Raw genomic sequence first — 19,464 nt, 5'->3', positions numbered from 1 at the left:
TTCAGCACGCTCCCAGAGATTCTGCGTAGTCTTGAGCCATGCGCAGGATCGCCGTTGTCCCTGGTTCTTTTGACCCCGTCACCTTAGGTCACATGGATGTCATTGCTCGAGCAACGAAGCTCTTCGATGAAGTACATGTTGTCGTGGTGCACAACCCCGATAAGCACGCTTTGCTTCCCATCGCCCAGCGCGTGACACTCATTGAAGAAGCCATTGAAGAGGCAGGCATCTCTGAGAACGTTGTCGTTTCATCGTGGAGCATGGGTCTGTTGGTCGACTACTGCACCGATGTCGGAGCAACTGTCCTGATCAAGGGCATCCGCACCCAGCTCGACATTACCTATGAGACCCCCATGGCCATGGTGAACCGCAATCTTGCCGGCATTGAGACAGTGTTCCTTATGCCTGAGCCTGGACATTCTTACGTTTCCAGCTCGCTGGTGCGTCAGGTTGCATCCTTAGGTGGAGATGTTCGTCCCTACGTTCCCCACGTCGTGGCGAAGTATCTGCAAGGCGCCTAATACGCTGTAGGTATGGCAGAAAAATCTCGGTGGTCGCTTGGCGCCAAGCTCAAAGGACTCTTTGCGCGCGGTAGCGATAACGACGAGGTACTCGACGATTTCGATGGTGGTCGTTCGCTGCCTCGAAACGAAGAGGTTTTTGCTGAGGAAATACCCGAAGCAGTAATTCCTGAGCCGGTACTCACAGAAGAAACTCTGGAACCTGTTGTTGTTCCTGAACTAGTTCAGGAAGTAATCGTTGTTCCAGAGCCAGAGCCAGAGCCAGAGCCAGAGCCAGAGCCAGAGCCAGAGCCAGAGCCAGTTGTAGAAGTTGTGTCCGAATCCATTGTTGAGCCGGAACCGTTAGTAGAACCTGAAACAAATGTTGAAGCAGAGGTTGCTGCTCCAGTTGTCGTAGCAAACGTCGTTGAAGAAGCAAAGCCTTCCAAGGTGAAGCCGGTTGCTAAAAAAGCAACACAGCGCAAAATCACGATTGATGAAGACACCTGGGAAGAACTCGAAGAAACCCTGTTGGGTGCGGACTTCGGACCAGATATCACCGAAGAACTCATTGATGTCATGCGGGCTAATGTGGCCAAATATGGAACTAACGATCCAGAAGATTTCGTTCGTCTCTTGCGCGAAGCAATTGAAGATCGCCTAAACAAGTTCGACACTACGCTCAAGCTCAGCGAGCGACCTGCCGTGATTCTGGTCGTCGGCGTCAATGGAGTGGGAAAAACCACCACCATTGGCAAGGTTGCGAAATACATTGCCAATGCAGGCAAATCTGTTGTGGTCGGGGCAGCCGACACGTTTCGTGCTGCTGCCGTCGACCAGCTGGCCACGTGGGCGCAGCGCGCGGGTGTCGATGTTGTTCGTCCCCAGATGGAAGGTCAAGACCCTTCCGCCGTGGCATACCAAACTATTGAGTGGGCCATCAATAAAGGCACAGAAATTGTCATTATTGACACAGCAGGTCGCCTGCAGACCAAAAGCGGTCTGATGGATGAACTGTCGAAAATTCGTCGCGTCATTGAAAAGCAGGCTCCTATTTCGGAAGTTTTGCTCGTTCTCGATGCGACTACCGGGCAGAACGGACTCTCGCAGGCAGAGGCGTTCTTGGAGCATGCAGGGGTCACTGGTTTGGTGCTGACCAAGCTCGATGGTTCAGCCAAGGGCGGTTTTGTACTCGCAGTACAAGAGCGCACAGGTATTCCGGTCAAGCTTGTGGGTAATGGCGAAGGCATTAACGACCTCATGGGCTTCACGCCACACGCCTTCGCAGCCCAGCTCGTTGGCTAGGCTAGAGGGGTTATGGCAACCTTCGGAACACTCTCCACACGTCTTACTGAGTCCCTCAAGAACCTTCGAGGCAAAGGCAAGCTTTCTGCTGCCGATGTAGACGGCACTATTCGCGAGATTCGTCGGGCCCTGCTGGATGCTGACGTGTCCTTGAACGTGGTCAAGAAGTTCACCGGTGATGTTCGTGAACGTGCCCTCAGCGATGAAGTGAACAAGGCACTGAACCCTGCTCAGCAGGTCGTTCAGATTGTGAATGACGAACTCGTCGCGATTCTGGGTGGATCTCAGCGACGACTTGAGTTTGCCAAGAAGCCACCCACCGTCATCATGCTGGCTGGTTTGCAGGGTGCTGGTAAGACCACTCTTGCAGGAAAGCTCGCGAAATACCTCGCGAAGGACAAGCACACTCCACTGCTCGTGGCCTGTGACCTTCAGCGCCCCAACGCTGTTCAGCAACTCGAAGTTGTGGCCGGCAATGCGGGTGTTGCTGTTTACTCTCCTGAGCCAGGAAACGGGGTGGGAGACCCCGTCCAGGTGGCCAAGGATTCCATCAAGTTCGCCACAGACAAGCAATATGACGTGGTCATCATTGACACCGCCGGTCGCTTGGGTGTTGACGCTGAGCTGATGAAGCAGGCGGCAGATATTCGCACAGCCACAAGTCCCGATGAAGTCCTCTTCGTTATTGACGCCATGATTGGACAGGATGCAGTCTCTACTGCCCAGGCCTTCCAAGATGGCGTGGACTTCACAGGTGTTGTCTTGACGAAGCTCGATGGAGATGCCCGCGGTGGTGCTGCGCTCTCCGTCGTTTCAGAAACAGGTCGCCCCATCATGTTTGCATCCACGGGTGAAACCCTGGATGACTTTGAGCCCTTCTACCCTGACCGCATGGCCAGCCGTATTCTCGACCTCGGTGACATCCTCACCCTGATCGAGCAGGCGCAGGAAGCCTTCGACGAGGAGGAAGCAGCTCAACTTCAAGAGAAGTTCGCTACGGACTCGTTCACGCTCGAGGACTTCCTCAAGCAAATGCAGCAGCTCAAGAACATGGGCTCCATGAAGAAGATGCTCAGCATGCTTCCTGGTGCCGGTGCCATGAAAGAGCAGCTAGAAAACTTTGACGAACAGGAACTTGTTCGCACCGAAGCAATCATTCAGTCCATGACGAAGGCTGAACGCCAGAACACCAAGCTACTCAATGGTTCACGCCGACTGCGCATTGCAAAGGGTTCGGGTATGACGGTGACCGATGTAAACGCACTGGTCAACCGCTTCGAACAAGCCGCAAAGATGATGAAAACAGTTGCGAAGGGCGGTGTTCCTCAGATGCCCGGAATGGGCCCCATGCAAGGTATGGGCCACGGTGGCGGTAAGAAACAACAGCAGACCAAGAAAAAGGGGTCCAAGTCTGGTAACCCCGCAAAGCGTGCCGCAGAGAATGCAGCGCTCGCTGCCGGTGCCAGCAAGCCTGGTGGCGGTGCTGGTTTCGGTTTTGCCAAGCCAGGTGCTGATGGTCCAAGCCCCGAAGAACTTGAAGCACTCCAGAAGATGCTGGGTCGCGGTTAACAAAACATATTGAACTACGGCCCTCCGCTGACGCGGAGGGCCGTAGTTTTCCCAGAGCTCCAGAACAACGCGTTAGTTCACCCAGCTCTGGGAAGTTGTTAACTCATGAGGTGTGGGTGGTGTGCTTCCACAACATTGGGATGAGCGCGGACCCGGCTCTTCAGTGAGTTTTCGCCGAAGATGGGGTGCAAGATGTTTGATGGATCCTGTGTAACACCTCGAGCCTCTACTTGAAGCTCCTCCGGTAATTTCACCTCAGGAATGCTGGCGTCGAGTCGTGGGGCATAGAAAAAGGGGAAAGAGATGCGGTCTTCTCCCTCGGGCGGCGACACAACACGATGCAGGGTTGCTTTGAGGTATCCGTTGGTTGCGAGTTAAAGCATCTCGCCGATATTCACCACAAAGGCTCCTGTCACGGGCGGTGCATCAATCCATTCACCTTCGTAATCCACTTGAAGTCCGGTCTTCCCGTCTTCGATATAGAGCAAGGTCAGCACGCCGAGGTCTTTATGGGCACCCACTCCCTGCTGGCTGTTTTCCCCCGGCATGCCTGGGTATCGTGCAATCTTCAGGAGAGGTGCAGAAAGATCATCAAAAGAGTCTGCAAAGTAGTCTTCGACTTCCCCCAGCGATGCCGCCCACTCAGACAGCAGTCGTTGACTGAGTTCAGTTTGGACAGCAATCCATCGTTCGGAAAGTTCTCTGAGGCGAGGGAGCTCTTCCGGCCACATGTTTGGCCCTTGAAGAGCCCAGAAGTCTTCGGTAAAAACAGTCCTGTCGAGGGCAGGACGTTCAGGGCCGATATCTAGCTGCTCACGCCAGTCCACTTGTCCCTGCGTGAGCTCTCCACCGACTCGGGTGTATCCCCGGAAATGGGGGTTGTAGGTGTTCTCCAGGCGTAGTTTTCTTTCCTCGGGCAACGCAAAGAATTCTCGGGATACTTCAATGAATTCGTTAATGAAATCTTGATCTATGCCGTGACCTGTGAGGTAGAAGAACCCGATTTCATGGGTAACGCGTCGCATCTCATCGCGAAAGGCAGCACGTTCCTCTTCACTTTCTAGAGTTCTGGATAAATCAAGAATGGGCAGGGTTGTCAGTTGTGTTGTTGTCATGATCTTGTCTTTCAGGAAAGGGAAGCTAAAGCACTTGTCAGGTCATCAAGGAGGTCAGCGATTTCTTCGATACCCACGCTGAGACGAACAAGGTTGTCGGGAACCTCAAGTTCCGTTCCTGCCACAGATGCATGGGTCATGGAATAGGGATATTCGATGAGTGACTCCACGCCGCCGAGAGATTCGGCCAGGGTAAAGATTTTGGTGTTTGCCACAAAATCCAAAGCTGCTTTCTGGCCGCCCTTCACCCGGACGGAGAGCATTCCGCCGAATTGGCTCATCTGCTGGGCTGCAATCTCGTGGCCGGGGTGGCTGGGAAGTCCCGGGTAGTAAACATTCTCGATAGCCGGGTGAGCTAGGAGTGCCTCTGCGATGAGTTGAGCATTTGCAGAGTGGCGATCCATGCGAATACCCAAGGTCTTAATTCCACGACTCGTGAGATATGCGTCGAAGGGTCCCGACACAGCCCCGGCTGCATTGTGGAGGTAGGCGATGCGGTCTGCCCAGGTGTCGTCTTTCACGATGAGTGCACCGCCGACCACATCACTGTGGCCCCCGATGTATTTGGTCGTGGAATGAACGACAATATCTGCGCCCAAGCTCAAGGGTTGTTGCAGGGCGGGGGTGGCGAACGTGTTGTCTACAACAAGGAGGGCACCAGCTTCATGAGCGATCTCCGAGAGTCCAGTGATGTCCACGATCTTGAGTAACGGGTTGGAGGGTGTTTCAACCCAGACAATTTTAGGCTTTGACTGCAGAATAACGTTTCGTGCTTCTGTGAGGTCACCGAGATCAACCGCCGTATGACCAATGTTCCAGTCGCCAAATACGCCATTGATCAGACGGTACGTTCCGCCGTATGCATCGTTACCCAGAACGACATGGTCGCCAGGGCGAAGTACTGTGCGCAGGAGAACGTCCTCTGCTGCAAGTCCACTTGCAAAGGAAAATGCGCGGTGACCGCCCTCCAGAGCTGCAAGGCTTTCTTGCAGATTATCCCTGGTGGGGTTTCCACTTCGAGAGTAGTCATACCCAGCTCGGAGATTCCCCACGCCATCTTGGGCGAAGGTTGACGAGAGGTGGATGGGGGGAATAACTGCACCGGTTAGTTCATCGGGGTGCTGACCGGCGTGCACAGCACGCGTATTGAAGCCTGACATGGGAGTCCTTTTCTGTGAGGGGTTAGACGTGGAGAGATTCGGTAATGGCGGCAATACGTGCACGGAGTTCGAGCTGGTCATCTGATTCATTGACCTCATAGCCCTTCTCGCGCATCCAGTCATCGCTAAAGATTTTGCCCAGGTAGCCGCGGCCAGAATCTGGAAGAAGAATGACAACAACAGCACTATCGGGGAGTTCTCGCGCTGCGCGCAGACCGGCAACAACGGCCATCCCGGAGGAGCCACCGACGAGAAGACCTTCTTCGCGGGCGAGACGCCTGGTCATGGCAAAGGATTCAGCGTCAGTGACCATGAGGACTTCGTCAGGAATCTTCGGGTCGAAGGCCTGTGGCCAAAAATCCTCACCGACACCTTCGACGTTGTAACCGTGAATAGGTCCGCCGGAATAAATCGATCCTTGGGGATCTGCGCCAATGACAGTGACGCCACCTTCGGAAGCTTCTTTGAGGAAACGGCCGGTTCCGGTAATGGTGCCACCGGTCCCAATACCGGCGACGAAGTGGGTCACTGCCCCCTCGGTATCACGCCAAATCTCGGGACCTGTCGTGGCGTAATGGCTTGCGGGGCCATTGGGGTTGTCGTATTGGTTGGGTTTGAACGCGCCAGGGATTTCAGCAACCAAACGGTCGCTTACGGAGTAGTAGGAACGTGGATCGTTGGGCTCCACGTTCGTGGGGGTGGCAATCACTTCTGCGCCATACGCGCGCATCGTGTTCTGCTTGTCGATGGAAACTTTGTCCGGAACGACAAAAATGGTTTTATATCCGCGCTGTTGGGCAAAGAGAGCCAAACCCACTCCGGTATTACCCGAGGTCGCCTCCACAATGGTTCCGCCGGGCTTGAGTTTTCCCTCACGTTCTGCGGCATCGATGATTCGTTCCGCGATGCGGTCCTTGGCTGAACCGCCGGGGTTGGTGAATTCGACTTTGACGAGCACGGTTGCTGCAATGCCTGCAGTTACTCGGTTGAGCTTGATGAGGGGAGTGTTGCCGATGGCGTCGGTGACAGAGTGTGCGTACTTCATTGTTCATTCCTAAGTGAAGAGGAGTGTTCTGCAGATGCGCAGAATCATCTCGATGTTGTGGTGAGGGGGTGCGTGCGCTCAGAGGCACGCTGAAGAGCTAGTTCAGAAAAGGAACTAGCGACAACAACAACAGAGACGAGAAGTAATCACGATGAGATGAAAGTAGCAGGGCACAACCACTCAACAAACTTTGGTGAGAATTGTTACGTCACAATTCGAATTTCAGGTTTGTGACGTAACAAATGTTCCCCGTCGTGTCGAATCTTTGGTTCGGTTACTCCTTGTGACGCAAAGTCCTGCAACAAAGTTTCTCGCTCTCTAACGTGGAATGATGTCTACGATTGCGAACCTAGGAAAAGAAAACCGGGTTTTCTCTCCATCTGTTGAGTTTGTTACACAGGCCAATCTGCAGGGTGAGAAGTGGCTAGAGCCACAACCCGACCCTGTTGCGTTCTGGGAAGAGCAAGCAACACGACTGAGTTGGAATACCCCCTGGCACACGGCACACTCGTGGACACCCGCTCAGTCTGCGGGCGGTGAACTTACTGTTCCTGTCGCCGAGTGGTTTGCCGGCGGAAAGCTCAACGTTGCCGTCAACTGTGTGGATCGACACGTGGAAGCAGGACTGGGTGACCGGGTTGCTATTCACTTTGAAGGTGAGCCAGGTGATCGGGAAAGCATTACCTATGCCGAACTCCAGGCGCGGGTCAACAAAGCTGCCAATGCACTGACCGATCTGGGAATCGGCAAGGGTGATCGTGTTGTCGTGTATTTACCCGTCATCCCCGAGACCATCGTGGTTACGTTGGCCATTGCGCGCATTGGTGCGATTCACTCGCTCGTTTTTGGGGGATTCTCTGCCGAAGCATTGAAGTTCCGGGTGGAAGACACGGGAGCCAAGTTGCTGGTTACCAGTGACGGGCAGTACCGTCGCGGTGTTGCTGTTCCAGTGAAAGAGAACGCGGATCTCGCGGTGGCTGGAGAGAACGAGATTGAACACGTACTGGTGGTGCGTCGCACTGGTGACCTCACTCCAGATATTCCGTGGACTTCAGGACGTGATGTGTGGTGGCACGAGGTCGTCGATACTGCTGGTGACGTGCATGTCCCCGAATTCTTTGACGCGGAGACAGAGCTCTTCATCATCTACACCTCCGGCACAACCGGAAAGCCCAAGGGTGTCGTGCACACCTCGGGCGGATATCTGACCCAGGCGGCCTGGAGTCACTGGGCATTGTTTGATGCCAAACCTGAAACAGATGTCTATTGGTGCACCGCAGACCTCGCCTGGGTTACGGCCCACACCTATGTTTTGTATGGTCCTTTTGCTAATGCCATGACGAGCGTGATCTATGAGGGGACACCCAATACGCCTCACACCGCGCGGCATTTCGAGATCATCGAGCGCTATGGCGTGACCACGTATTACACCGCTCCCACACTCATTCGCACCCTGATGACCTGGTTCCCGGAGGGCGTGCCCTCCTCGTTCGATCTCTCCAGCATCAGGCTGCTGGGAACGGTGGGAGAGTCCATCAACCCGGAGGCGTGGATCTGGTTCTATGAGCAGATCGGGAAGTCCCAGGCTCCCGTCGTGGATACCTGGTGGCAGTCAGAATCTGGATCTGCCGTCGTCGCTCCGCTGCCCGGAATTACCGCGCTCAAGCCAGGCTCTGCGACCTTTCCTGTGCCAGGAATGACAGTGCGCATCGTGGATGACGAGGGCACAGAAGTGCCATGGGGCTCAGGCGGTTACATTGTGATTGACGGAACCTGGCCATCCATGGCTCGCACTGTGTGGGGAGATCCCCAGCGTTACCTCGATTCTTACTGGGCGAAGTATGCCCAGCAGGGCTATTTCTTTGCCGGGGACGGTGCGAAGTATGACGAGGACGGATATATCTGGCTGTTAGGCCGGGTGGATGACGTCATCAACGTTTCAGGGCACAGGCTCTCCACGATTGAGATCGAATCTGCGTTGGTTTCCCACCCCCTGGTGGGGGAGGCTGGTGTCGTGGGAGTTTCTGACGAAACCACAGGGCAAGCCGTTGCCGCCTTTGTCGTTCCGTCTCTATCGCTTTCTGATTCGGAGCGGGCAGATACACAGACCTGGGTTCGTCTGACGCATGAGTTGCAGCAGCAACTTCGAGAACATGTTGCCCATGAAATTGGCGCCATAGCCAAGCCCAAGCACATTGTTGTGGTGCCTGATGTTCCCAAGACTCGGTCAGGAAAGATTATGCGCAGGCTTCTGGTGGACCTCAGTGAAGGTCGTCCGCTGGGCGATACGACCTCGTTGCAGGATGAGTCTGTACCGCATCGGATTATTGACATAACCCAAGAATTGGGCGGAAAGTCTCTCATTTCGTAACTTTGCGTAACTGAGTTACGTCACATTTCTTTTCGGTTGGCGCGCTCACTTTCGGCTCCGTACTCTCGAAACATGGCCACTTCCACCTCTCCACTTCACGCTGTGACAAACACAGCGTTTGAAGTGAGCTTTGAGAACGTTGGCCGTACCTTTGCCGCTGCCGATACTCGTCGCGGGGCCACTGTGGAACCTCGTGTGGTGCTGCGCGACATCACCATCACCGTTAAGCCCGGTGAACTGGTCGCCATCCTGGGAACGAGTGGCTGCGGTAAATCGACTCTTCTGCGCATTACTGCTGGTCTAGATACGGGATACACCGGAAACGTCAGCATCGAGGGAACTCCGGTCGAAGGCATTGATTCACGCTGTGCATTTGCGTTCCAAGAGCCACGTCTGTTGCCCTGGCGTACAGTCGCTCAGAACGTCGAACTTGGTTTGCCCCTTGGCACCGACAAGACAGAAGGTTCGGCACGTGTTGCAGAGCTTCTCGAGCTTGTCGGGCTCACTGCATCAGCGCAGCACCGTCCTCGCGAGATCTCAGGCGGAATGGCTCAGCGCGCTTCCCTGGCTCGGGCACTTGCTCGAAACCCCGGAGTGTTGCTGCTGGATGAGCCCTTTGGCGCTTTGGATGCGTTGACACGTCTCAAGATGCAGGATCTGCTGCTGGACATCCATGACGCAGCCCCCACAACTGTCCTTCTCGTCACCCACGACGTGGATGAGGCTCTTCAACTAGCAGACCGCGTCATTCTGCTGGGACGAATGCCGGGGGAGCCCGGTGCGACCATTTCTGAACTGGTAACAGTTCCTGGTGGCCGACCTCGTGACCGTGGCTCCGCAGAATTGGCTGAACTGAGAGCGCATCTGCTCGAAGGTCTCGGTGTTGATCGTCACACGACTAGCACTTTCAGCATCTAAAACTTCTCTTGCTCTTTACAAATTACGAAAGATACGAAAACACACCATGAAGAAAACATCTCTACTCGCTTCTGTCACCGCAGGCGTTGCTGCACTCGCTCTTGTTCTCACCGGTTGTGCTGGCGAATCGAAGCCAGTAGTCACGGAGGAAGCTGCAGCGGCGGTTATCGACCACACCGGCGAAACCCTCAACATCGACTTCGCAACCTACAACCCTCTCTCGCTGCTCATCAAGAACTACGGTTGGCTGGAAGAGGAACTCGCAGAAACGGGCATCAAAGTCAACTGGGTTCAGTCGCAGTCGTCGGCAGACGCCAACAGCAAGCTCCTTGCAGGCGCAATTGACGTAGGTTCAACCGCCGGTTCGGCAGCACTGCTGGCTCGCTCCAACGGTTCTCCCATCAAGACCATCGAAATCTTTGACCAGCCTGAATGGGCTGCACTCGTTGTTGGCCCCGACTCTAAGGTCAAGGATGTAGCTGACCTTGAAGGCAAGACTGTTGCTGCAAAGAAGGGTACTGACCCCTACTTCTTCCTGCTCCAGGCCCTCGAAGAGGCTGGTGTTGACCCCGCAACTGTGACCATCGAAAACTTGGCTCACGCGGACGGTAAGGCTGCACTCTTCAACAGCTCGGTCGATGCTTGGGCAGGTCTAGATCCCATCATGGCTGGTGCTGAAAACGAAGGTGCGCAGCTGATCTACCGCAACGTGGACTTCAATAGCTACGGTTTTCTCAACGCTACTGAGTCTTTCCTCTCGAAAAACCCTGATATCGCTCAGGTTGTGACCAACGTCTACGAGCAGGCTCGACAGTATGCCATTGCTAACCCTGACGCTACCTACGCAGTTCTCGCAGCAGCTTCCGGTCTCACGGTGCCAGTTGCAAAGACTGTGATCACCGAGCGCACCGTCATCGACATCAACCCCATTCCAGGAAAGAAGCAGACCACGCTTCTCAAGGGAATCGGCAAGGTATTTGTTGCTAACGGTGACGTGGCCAGTCAGGCCCAGGTCGACGAGGCTCTGAAGACTCTCTACGACACCACCTTCATCAAGAAGTCCTACAAGGACATCGATGTGAAGGCGACTGAAGCCGCGGAAGCTCAGTAATTAGCTCACGCGCGCACAAAGGAATACGAAGCATGAGTACGACGACTGATCTGACACCAGCGGCACACGCCGGGGGTTCAGCTACCCGCACCGGTGGCAGGTCAGTTCGTCGTACTCGCTTCACGTCCACACGTGGCGGACGTTTCCTCATCAGCGCCATCCTGCCGGTTGTTATTTTGATTCTCTGGCAGGTCACGACCATGCTCGGTATTTTTACCGTTGGTCAGCTTCCTTCCCCCGCAATGGTCTGGGTTGCATTCATTGATCTGATTGAACGCGGACTGCTGGGTCCCTACATCGCGATCTCCGTCCAACGCGTTCTCATCGGTTTCGCCATCGGTGCAACTCTGGGCCTGATTTTTGGGGCCATCGTGGGCCTGGCAAAAATCTGGGACTTCTTCTTCGGGTCCACGTTCGGCGCTATTCGTGCCGTTCCCTCGCTGGCTTGGGTTCCCCTTCTCCTGTTGTGGCTGAAGATCGGTGAAGAATCCAAAATCACCCTCATTGCCATCGGAGCATTCTTCCCGGTGTACACCACTGTGGCGGCTGCTCTGCGCCACGTGGACAAGCAACTCGTTGAAGCAGGCCGTGCATTTGGTCTCTCCGGTTTTACGCTGTTCTCTACCGTGCAATTGCCTGCAGTGGTTCCTTCGGTTATTTCCGGTTTGCGTCTTGCGCTCGCCCAGTCGTGGTTGTTCCTGGTCGCCGCAGAACTCATCGCATCCTCTGCAGGGCTGGGATTCTTACTGCTGGATTCCCAGAACAACGGTCGCACAGACCGTGTGATTCTGGCCATTATTTTGCTTGCCGTATTCGGCAAGACCACCGATGCTCTCCTGGGCCTGTTTGAGAAGTGGGCTGTTCGTCGCTGGGCTTAACCCCAGCGGATATCAGCCGTAAACTGTGACTATGGCATACGACGTAGAGAAGAACGACGACCAGTGGCGTGCAGAGCTTTCTGCCGAGGAATACGCAGTACTGCGCGAAGCAGCAACCGAGCGCGCATGGTCAGGCGAACTCCTCGATGAAGATCGTTCTGGTGTCTACACCTGCAAGGCGTGTAACAACGAGCTCTTCACTGCAGGAACCAAGTTTGACTCTGGTTGTGGCTGGCCCTCGTTTTACGAGTCCGTTCGACCAGAAGCAGTTGAGCTGCGTCCTGACCTCAGCCTGGGCATCGAGCGCACTGAAGTTCTCTGCGCGAAGTGTGGTTCACACCTGGGTCACGTATTCCCCGATGGTTTTGGCACGCCAACCGGTGACCGTTACTGCATGAACTCAATCTCGTTGAACTTCGAGGCCACGGGCGAGTAATCAGCCCCGCACGACCTGCACATCAGCTGGGGTCAGTGTTGCATCAACTTTGAGCTGGTAGTTTTCTGGCGCTGTTGTTGCTGCTGTGCTAACGGCAGTCATCAGGTGTGACGTTGCCCGGGCAAGCCCTCTATAAGCTGCCTCTGCGGCTGCTGCTTCCGGGGATGTGGCGTCCAATCCCAGAGCTGCCAGGTGGTCGATCACCGCGCCGGCGGCAAGGAGATCTTCCGTTGTGACGCGCAGCTGTCCATCACGGGTAGATCCTGCCGCAACAACGGCAATCAGTATTCGCTTGGCTAGTTTGACCTGGAGGTCAATAATCCACTGTGCGGCTGCTTGGGCAGAGGGGAGATCGACTCGGATCACTGCGGGAGCACTCGGGAGTAAGGAGAGATCTAGGTCCGCACCGGGCTCGGTGATGGCATCGACCCAGACAATGACGTCAGCATCTGACCCAATGGCGTGTGCGCCTTCGGCTGCCCAATCGAAACGTACTTGATAGCGGGTCTGTTCCATGACTCCATTCTGAGGGAACACGCTCTGTTTTCGTGATTTCATATGACGCTCTGTGACAGAGCAAAAGTGCGTGGCATGGGGGCACTCAATACTCTGGATGCATGGCAGATCGCGAATACGGGTTCAAGACCCGCTCCATCCACGCAGGAAATATCCCCGATGCAACGACGGGTGCACGGGCACTTCCTATCTACCAATCCAGCGCGTTCGTCTTCGACGACACTGCTGATGCTGCAGCTCGCTTTGCGCTGCAGAAGTACGGGAACATCTACTCCCGCGTCTCCAACCCCACCGTCGCGTCATTTGAAGAGCGTGTAGCGAGCTTGGAGGGTGGTCTCGGTGCTGTGGCGACGGCCAGTGGCCTGTCCGCGCAGTACATCACCTTCGCCTCACTGGTGGGTCAAGGAGACCACATTGTCTCTTCTGCCAACCTCTACGGTGGCTCGATCACGCAGCTCGACATCACCCTGCGTCGTTTTGGTGTGGACACCACCTTCGTGCAGTCGGCAAACGCTGAAGATTACGCGGCGGCCATTACCGACAAAACCAAGCTGATCTATGCCGAAACCGTCGCGAACCCTTCCGGTGAAATTGCGGATATTGAAGGCCTGGCCGACGTGGCGCACGCCCACGGTATTCCCCTCATCATTGACTCCACCATTGCCACCCCCTACCTCTGTCGCCCCATCGAGTTTGGTGCGGATGTTGTGATTCACTCCGCAACCAAGTTCTTGGGCGGACATGGCACCACCTTGGGCGGTGTGGTCGTGGAATCTGGTCGTTTCGACTGGAACACCGATAAGTTCCCCCTTTTTGATGAGCCTGTGGCGTCCTATGGCGGTCTCACCTGGGGCGGAAACTTCGGTGAATACGCGTTCCTCACTCGTTTGCGTGCCGAACAACTCCGCGACATCGGCCCCGTTCTGGCGGCCCACTCGGCCTTCCTTCTTGCCCAGGGTGTGGAGACGCTGCCCTATCGCATGCAGGCACACATCGATAATGCCCGTGAGGTTGCCAATTGGTTGGCTCAAGACAGCCGTATTGAGTTTGTGAACTGGGCAGGTCTGCCCAGTCACCCCCACTACGAACGCGGGCTCAAGTACCTGCCCAAGGGTCCCGGTTCTGTGTTCAGCTTCTCCGTTAAGGGCGGCCGTGACGTGGGGCGCAAGTTCATCGAATCGGTGGAACTCGCCAGCCATGTGGCCAACATCGGTGATGCAAAGACCTTGGTTATTCACCCTGCTTCCACTACCCACGCTCAACTCACTGACCAGCAGCTGCTAGATGCCGGTGTTCTGCCAGGCATCGTGCGCCTGTCTGTCGGTATCGAGGACGTCGATGACATCATCTACGACCTCGACCAGGCGCTGACGAAGGCTGTGGGAGGAAAGTAATGGCTGAAGTTATCAATGCACAGCTGGCCAACGGCCTGAGCTGTGAACTGCCCGCAAACTCGCCCCTGGCGAAGTTACTCAAGTCCCAGCGCACCTGGGTGGGTCCAGATGCCAAGGCTCGTCAACGCATTCTCAATAATGCGAAGTCCGTTGCCATCGTGGGGGCATCACCCAACCCTGCACGCTCCAGCTTCTTTGTCGGCACCTACCTGTTGTCGTCCAGCGATTACAGGGTGTATTTCGTCAACCCCAACGCAGATGAAATTCTGGGAGAGAAGGTCTACCCTGACCTCGCCTCATTGCCGGAAGTTCCCGACATCGTCGATGTTTTCCGCAAAGCCAGCGATATCCCTGCCGTCATCGACGAGGTTGTGGCTATCGGGGCTTCCACGGTGTGGGTTCAGCTCGGTATTTACAACGAAGAGGCCGCTCGCTATGGCGAAGAAAAGGGCCTCACGGTCGTGATGGACCGCTGTATCAAGGTCGAACATGCCCGTTTCCATGGCGGACTTCACCTGCTGGGCTTCGACACTGGTGTGATCAGCGCCAAGAAGCAGCACCGCTAAGCCCTCGATTAGCCAAAACGAGGCAAAACCTGCCAGAATAGGAAGTCGAGTTCGTTTCATATCCGACCCTCTAATCAGATATGTCTCGAAACCCTTAGAGCTTGTACCGAGTGTGCCCCCACGCTCACGGTCGTCAGTTCATCCGTTACACATCACTCACAGGAGAATTGTGGCTGTCAAAATTCGTTTGAAGCGCATGGGTAAAATCCGTGCGCCCTATTACCGCATCGTCGTAGCCGACTCACGCACCAAGCGTGATGGTCGTGTTATCGAGGAGATCGGTAAGTACCACCCCACCGAGAACCCTTCGTTCATCGAAATCAAGTCAGACCGTGCACAGTACTGGCTCTCCGTTGGCGCACAGCCAACTGAGCAGGTTGCTGCACTTCTGAAGCTTTCGGGCGACTGGGGCATCTTCAAGGGCGACAAGGGTGCCAAGAGCACCATCAAGACTGCAGAGCCTAAGCCTGCATTCGTTGTTGACGCTAAGAAGAAGCCAGTTCTCGTCCCTAAGACCGAGAAGGCTCCTAAGAAGGAAGAAGCAGCTGTTGAAGCTGCTGAAGAAGCCGCAGTTGAAGAAGCAGTTGTCGAAGCAATTGTGGAAGAAGCTGTCGCGGAAGCCGTTGTTGAAGAGGTAGCAGCTGAAGTTGTTGCCGAGGCTGAGGAAATCGTTGAGGCTGCTGAAGAAGCAGCTGGCGAGGAACAGGCCTAACCAACATGCTCGCATCAGCAGTCAAGCACCTCGTCAAGGGCATCGTTGAGAACCCCGATGACGTGAAGGTTGCTGTGCGCTCAAACAATCGTGGTGAGGTCCTCGAGGTTCATGTGAACCCCGAGGACCTTGGCCGCGTTATTGGCCGTTCAGGCCGCACGGCCAAGGCCATTCGCACTGTTGTGAACGCCCTGGCTGATGGTCGCAACGTTCGTGTCGACGTCGTCGACACCGACGCCTAACGTGACCACTGAATCTAGACAGACCCAACTTCGCGTCGGTCGTCTCACCAAGGCCCACGGCCTCAAAGGTGCTATCAAAGTTGAGCTCTACACAGATGAGCCCGAGAAGCGCTTTGTGCCCGGGGCCATTTTCTCTGTTCAGGTGCCAGAAGAATCACCCTGGCATGGCAAGAACATTGAACTGATTGAACTGCGCTGGTACAACAGCCACCCCGTTGCGTTCTTCAAAGATGTTCCGGACCGCACCGCTGCTGAGTCGCTCATCAAAGCTATTCTCTGGGTCGATCACGACAGCAGTGTTCTGCCAGATGATCCCGAAGCCTGGTACGACCACCAGTTGACGGGGCTCAAGGTTGTGCGAGATGGCGTCGAGGTGGGAACGATTTCCCGCGTGGATCACTTCCCCGCTCAAGACCTCCTCGTTGTAAAAACTGCCACGGGCGACGTCATGGTTCCTTTTGTGAAGGCGATTGTCCCCGAGGTCGACATTGAAAAGGGCATCGTAACCCTCACTCCTCCCGGCGGACTGTTCGAAGAGCTTCCTGACGAGGATGATGACGCTGCTGAGGCTCCTGCCGAGGCATAAATGCGCATCGACATCGTCACGATTTTTCCAGAGTTCTTCGACACTCTCGATGTTTCCCTTCTGGGCAAGGCCAGGCAAACGGGTCTGATTGACACGCGTGTACACGACCTGCGGGATGCCACCACGGACAAGCACCGCACGGTCGATGACACTCCCTATGGCGGCGGTGCCGGCATGGTGATGAAGCCTGAACCGTGGGGGGAGACGCTGGACACGATTCTGGCGGACCCTGACAGCTCGTCGGTACCTGTGCTTATTGTTCCCTCGCCCGCGGGGGAGCAGTTCACGCAGGCAATAGCGAAAGAACTGGCCGAAGAAGAACAACTCATCTTTGCCTGCGGTCGATATGAAGGTATTGACCAGCGTGTGAGCGATCACTTTGCGTCGCGTATTCGCGTGCGCCCTCTCTCCCTGGGTGACTATGTACTCAACGGTGGTGAGGTGGCATCTTTGGCCATTATTGAGGCCGTCGGCCGTCTCATCCCCGGTATGGTCGGAAACCCTGAGTCGTTGGTGGAAGAAAGCCACGAGGATGGATTGCTCGAATACCCTAGCTATACCAAGCCTGCATTGTGGCGTGAACTTGAGGTTCCCCCGGTGCTGTTGTCAGGAAATCACGGTGCTATTGCGGCGTGGAGACATGAACAACAGCTCGAGCGCACCACCCGTATTCGCCCCGATTTACTTCCTGAGTAAATTTCTGGCAGAATTGACCTTTGTGCCGTTGGTCTTACCCTGCCACAGGGGGCACTGAGACTTTCATATTCAGCACACTCTCTTTTCATCATTCACGTATGAGACCTGTGGCTTGTACAGATTGAGATAAATCATGCACATTCTTGACGCCGTAGACGCTCCGTCGCTACGTAACGACATTCCAGAATTCCGCGCCGGTGACACCGTCAAGGTTCACGTAAACATCATCGAAGGTAACCGCTCTCGTATCCAGGTTTTCCAGGGTGTCGTTATCGGTCGCTCCGGTGAGGGCGTTCGTGAGACCTTCACCGTTCGTAAGGTTTCCTTCCAGGTAGGTGTGGAGCGTAAGTTCCCCGTACACTCGCCCGTCATCGACCACATCGAGCTCGTCTCGCGTGGTGACGTACGTCGCGCCAAGCTGTACTACCTGCGTAACCTTCGCGGTAAGAAGGCAAAGATCAAAGAGAAGCGCGACTTCTAAGTCGACTCTCGCTCAAAGCCCCCGAATATTTCGGGGGCTTTTTGCTGTGGTTTCCCGCGTTTTGCAGGGCACTCTCAGGGTTGGTGGCAGCGCTCCGGCTTAGACTGTCAAGGCAGGGGAGTAGACACGATTTCATGACAAATAACACCGCGCCAGAAGCCACTGAGCAGCGCACGCAACGAACAATGGGGCGTTCTGTGCTGTTGTTTGTGCGTGACGTCGTGGTCATTTTTGGCATCGCGATTCTGGTCTCCTTCCTCGTCAAGACCTTCCTCGTTCGTTCCTTCTTCATTCCCTCTGCATCGATGGAACAAACGCTCATGATCGATGACCGCGTTATTGTGAATGAGCTTGTCCCCGACCTCGTCGGCGTGGACCACGGTGACATCGTGGTGTTCCAAGATCCTGGTGGCTGGTTACCAGCGCGACCTGAGGTGCAAACCTCCGGTGTGCAGGCAGCTACCGACTGGGTGCTTTCCCTCTTCGGCCTGGCGTCCCCTGACAGCAATGATCACCTCATCAAGCGCGTGATCGGTCTACCCGGTGATACCGTGCAGTGCTGTTCTGCTGATGGCAAGATCATTGTCAACGGCGTTCCCATCACCGAGCCCTACATCACCATCCCGGACGGTGAAAGCCGAGCCTCGGGCATCGACTTTACTGTGACGGTGCCCCAGGGGTCTCTGTTCGTGATGGGGGATAACCGCTATAACTCGAAGGATTCTCGCTATAACACCGATAAGCCAGGCGGTGGTTTTGTCGGGATGGACTTTGTTGTTGGCCGCGCCTTCGTGCTCAGCTGGCCCATGAGCCACTGGGGGTGGCTCTCCAACTACCCAGAAGTCTTTGCTGACGTGCCCAAGGCTGCTCAGTAATCATGCCTGCAGAACCCACTCTGGCGGTCGAACAGGAGATGTTCGCCTCCGGCATCCCCCTCATCATCGGAATCGATGAAGTTGGACGAGGCGCCATGGCAGGGCCCGTCATGGTGGGCGTGTGTGCGCTCGGCCCTGGTGTGAACTCGTTTCCACAGGGTCTACGAGATTCCAAGCTGGTTTCTGAGAAGAAGCGCCTCGCCCTCTTTCCAGAGGTGCAGCAGTGGGCTCCAACCGCAGTGGGAGAAGCCTCCGCGGGCGAAATAGATGAACTGGGAATCACCGCATGCCTGGGCCTTGCTGCTCGTCGTGCCCTGATCGAATTACATGAAGCCGGTGTGCAGGTGGGCACCGCAACGGTCCTCTTGGATGGATCACACAACTGGTTAAATCCGGCGCTCGCTCAGCCACTGCCCGTGGTGACGCGGGTTAAGGCAGATCAAGACTGTGCGGTTGTCTCTGCAGCATCCATCGTGGCAAAGGTCACCCGTGATCGCCTCATGATGGAGCTCGATAGCACCCACCCGGAATATGGATGGGCGTCGAATAAGGGTTACGGTGCAGCTGTCCACATGGACGCCATCAAGACAGTGGGCCTGACTCCCCATCACCGTGCAAGCTGGGTGAAGTAGTCGGGTCCAACTCGACATAGGATTGAGTCACCATGGATGAAGAAGACTTCGACGACTACGACCGCGAGGCAGAGCTTGCCCTCTATCGTGAGTATCGAGACGTTGTCGGTCAGTTTTCCTATGTCATTGAAACAGAACGTCGTTTCTATCTCGCGAACGAAGTAGATGTGAAGCGTGTCGATGCGGAGCATGACTTCTACTTTGAGCTCACTATGACGGATGTCTGGGTGTGGGATGTCTATCGCGCTGACCGTTTCGTCAAGAGCGTGCGAGTACTCACGTTCAAGGATGTCAATGTGGAAGAGCTTTCCTCCAAGGAGTTTGAGCTGCCCAAGGAACTGGCCCTCGACGAGTAG

General features: G+C 55.5%; 21 protein-coding genes and 1 pseudogene. 18 read left to right on the top strand and 4 right to left on the bottom strand.

Annotated features, from left to right (window positions below; translation table 11 throughout):
• Positions 1-38 precede the first annotated feature (38 nt).
• The 3 genes from coaD to ffh all read left to right on the top strand — a co-directional run bounded on the left by coaD (position 39) and on the right by ffh (position 3,374).
• The gene (gene coaD, locus M2119_RS07310; RefSeq protein ID WP_280804273.1) at positions 39-521 is read left to right on the top strand and encodes a pantetheine-phosphate adenylyltransferase; all 483 of its coding nucleotides are present in this window, start codon (positions 39-41) and stop codon (positions 519-521) included.
• A gap of 429 nt (positions 522-950) precedes the next feature.
• The gene (gene ftsY / locus M2119_RS07305; protein ID WP_280804478.1) at positions 951-1,805 is read left to right on the top strand and encodes a signal recognition particle-docking protein FtsY; all 855 of its coding nucleotides are present in this window, start codon (positions 951-953) and stop codon (positions 1,803-1,805) included.
• A 12-nt stretch (positions 1,806-1,817) separates the two neighbouring features.
• Complete coding sequence (gene ffh / locus M2119_RS07300) at positions 1,818-3,374, top strand: signal recognition particle protein (RefSeq protein WP_280804272.1); 1,557 nt, start codon at positions 1,818-1,820, stop codon at positions 3,372-3,374.
• A 374-nt stretch (positions 3,375-3,748) separates the two neighbouring features.
• Here the strand turns inward: ffh and M2119_RS07295 are convergent, their stop codons facing one another.
• The 3 genes and pseudogenes from M2119_RS07295 to M2119_RS07285 all read right to left on the bottom strand — a co-directional run.
• On the bottom strand, positions 3,749-4,489 hold the full coding sequence (locus tag M2119_RS07295; protein WP_348520947.1) for an isopenicillin N synthase family dioxygenase: 741 nt from the start codon (positions 4,487-4,489) through the stop codon (positions 3,749-3,751).
• An 11-nt stretch (positions 4,490-4,500) separates the two neighbouring features.
• On the bottom strand, positions 4,501-5,649 hold the full coding sequence (locus M2119_RS07290; protein ID WP_280804271.1) for a cystathionine gamma-synthase: 1,149 nt from the start codon (positions 5,647-5,649) through the stop codon (positions 4,501-4,503).
• A gap of 99 nt (positions 5,650-5,748) precedes the next feature.
• Positions 5,749-6,694: pseudogene (locus tag M2119_RS07285) on the bottom strand (pyridoxal-phosphate dependent enzyme); the annotation flags it as partial.
• Positions 6,695-7,022: 328 nt separating this feature from the next.
• Between M2119_RS07285 and acs the strand changes: the two are divergent.
• The 5 genes from acs (at position 7,023) to msrB (ending at position 12,408) form a co-directional block, all read left to right on the top strand.
• A complete protein-coding gene (gene acs, locus M2119_RS07280) occupies positions 7,023-9,065 on the top strand; it encodes an acetate--CoA ligase (RefSeq protein WP_280804270.1) in 2,043 nt (680 codons plus the stop codon).
• 72 nt (positions 9,066-9,137) lie between these two features.
• Positions 9,138-9,983, top strand: coding sequence for an ABC transporter ATP-binding protein (locus M2119_RS07275; RefSeq protein ID WP_280804269.1), 846 nt, complete (start codon positions 9,138-9,140; stop codon positions 9,981-9,983).
• Between the two features lie 46 nt (positions 9,984-10,029).
• The gene (locus tag M2119_RS07270) at positions 10,030-11,094 is read left to right on the top strand and encodes an aliphatic sulfonate ABC transporter substrate-binding protein (RefSeq protein WP_280804268.1); all 1,065 of its coding nucleotides are present in this window, start codon (positions 10,030-10,032) and stop codon (positions 11,092-11,094) included.
• A 32-nt stretch (positions 11,095-11,126) separates the two neighbouring features.
• Complete coding sequence (locus tag M2119_RS07265; RefSeq protein WP_280804267.1) at positions 11,127-11,972, top strand: ABC transporter permease; 846 nt, start codon at positions 11,127-11,129, stop codon at positions 11,970-11,972.
• 31 nt (positions 11,973-12,003) lie between these two features.
• A complete protein-coding gene (msrB, locus tag M2119_RS07260; protein ID WP_280804266.1) occupies positions 12,004-12,408 on the top strand; it encodes a peptide-methionine (R)-S-oxide reductase MsrB in 405 nt (134 codons plus the stop codon).
• On the opposite strand, the gene M2119_RS07255 is transcribed toward msrB, so the two are convergent.
• A complete protein-coding gene (locus tag M2119_RS07255; RefSeq protein ID WP_280804265.1) occupies positions 12,409-12,924 on the bottom strand; it encodes a hypothetical protein in 516 nt (171 codons plus the stop codon).
• A 101-nt stretch (positions 12,925-13,025) separates the two neighbouring features.
• On the opposite strand from M2119_RS07255, the gene M2119_RS07250 reads away from it, so the two are divergent.
• From M2119_RS07250 to M2119_RS07205, 10 genes are all read left to right on the top strand, one after another.
• Positions 13,026-14,318, top strand: coding sequence for an O-acetylhomoserine aminocarboxypropyltransferase/cysteine synthase family protein (locus M2119_RS07250; RefSeq protein WP_280804264.1), 1,293 nt, complete (start codon positions 13,026-13,028; stop codon positions 14,316-14,318).
• Positions 14,318-14,884, top strand: a complete 567-nt coding sequence (locus M2119_RS07245) for a CoA-binding protein (RefSeq protein WP_280804263.1) — start codon at positions 14,318-14,320, stop codon at positions 14,882-14,884. The genes M2119_RS07250 and M2119_RS07245 overlap by 1 nt, the downstream gene beginning before the upstream one ends.
• A 169-nt stretch (positions 14,885-15,053) precedes the next feature.
• Positions 15,054-15,596, top strand: a complete 543-nt coding sequence (gene rpsP, locus M2119_RS07240) for a 30S ribosomal protein S16 (protein WP_280804262.1) — start codon at positions 15,054-15,056, stop codon at positions 15,594-15,596.
• Positions 15,597-15,601: 5 nt separating this feature from the next.
• Positions 15,602-15,838 (top strand): RNA-binding protein, encoded by a 237-nt coding sequence (locus M2119_RS07235; RefSeq protein WP_110233068.1) that lies wholly within the window; start codon positions 15,602-15,604, stop codon positions 15,836-15,838.
• Positions 15,795-16,424 carry a ribosome maturation factor RimM gene (gene rimM / locus M2119_RS07230; RefSeq protein WP_432418504.1) on the top strand — a complete coding sequence of 210 codons (630 nt, stop codon included), beginning with the start codon at positions 15,795-15,797 and terminating at the stop codon, positions 16,422-16,424. Before M2119_RS07235 ends, rimM begins: the two co-directional genes overlap by 44 nt.
• Positions 16,425-17,120: a tRNA (guanosine(37)-N1)-methyltransferase TrmD gene (trmD, locus tag M2119_RS07225; protein WP_280804260.1), complete on the top strand. Its 696-nt coding sequence runs from the start codon at positions 16,425-16,427 to the stop codon at positions 17,118-17,120. It begins immediately after the preceding gene.
• A gap of 133 nt (positions 17,121-17,253) precedes the next feature.
• Entirely contained in the window at positions 17,254-17,601 is a 348-nt protein-coding gene (gene rplS, locus M2119_RS07220; protein WP_280804259.1) for a 50S ribosomal protein L19, read from the top strand.
• A gap of 134 nt (positions 17,602-17,735) precedes the next feature.
• Positions 17,736-18,476: a signal peptidase I gene (lepB, locus tag M2119_RS07215; protein WP_348520946.1), complete on the top strand. Its 741-nt coding sequence runs from the start codon at positions 17,736-17,738 to the stop codon at positions 18,474-18,476.
• A 2-nt stretch (positions 18,477-18,478) separates the two neighbouring features.
• Complete coding sequence (locus tag M2119_RS07210; protein WP_280804258.1) at positions 18,479-19,108, top strand: ribonuclease HII; 630 nt, start codon at positions 18,479-18,481, stop codon at positions 19,106-19,108.
• 32 nt (positions 19,109-19,140) lie between these two features.
• Positions 19,141-19,464 carry a DUF2469 domain-containing protein gene (locus M2119_RS07205; protein WP_280804257.1) on the top strand — a complete coding sequence of 108 codons (324 nt, stop codon included), beginning with the start codon at positions 19,141-19,143 and terminating at the stop codon, positions 19,462-19,464.

The sequence above is a fragment of the Aurantimicrobium minutum genome (assembly GCF_029894165.1).
Classification (GTDB): domain Bacteria; phylum Actinomycetota; class Actinomycetes; order Actinomycetales; family Microbacteriaceae; genus Aurantimicrobium; species Aurantimicrobium minutum_A.
This window is presented reverse-complemented; position numbering and strand designations above follow the sequence as displayed.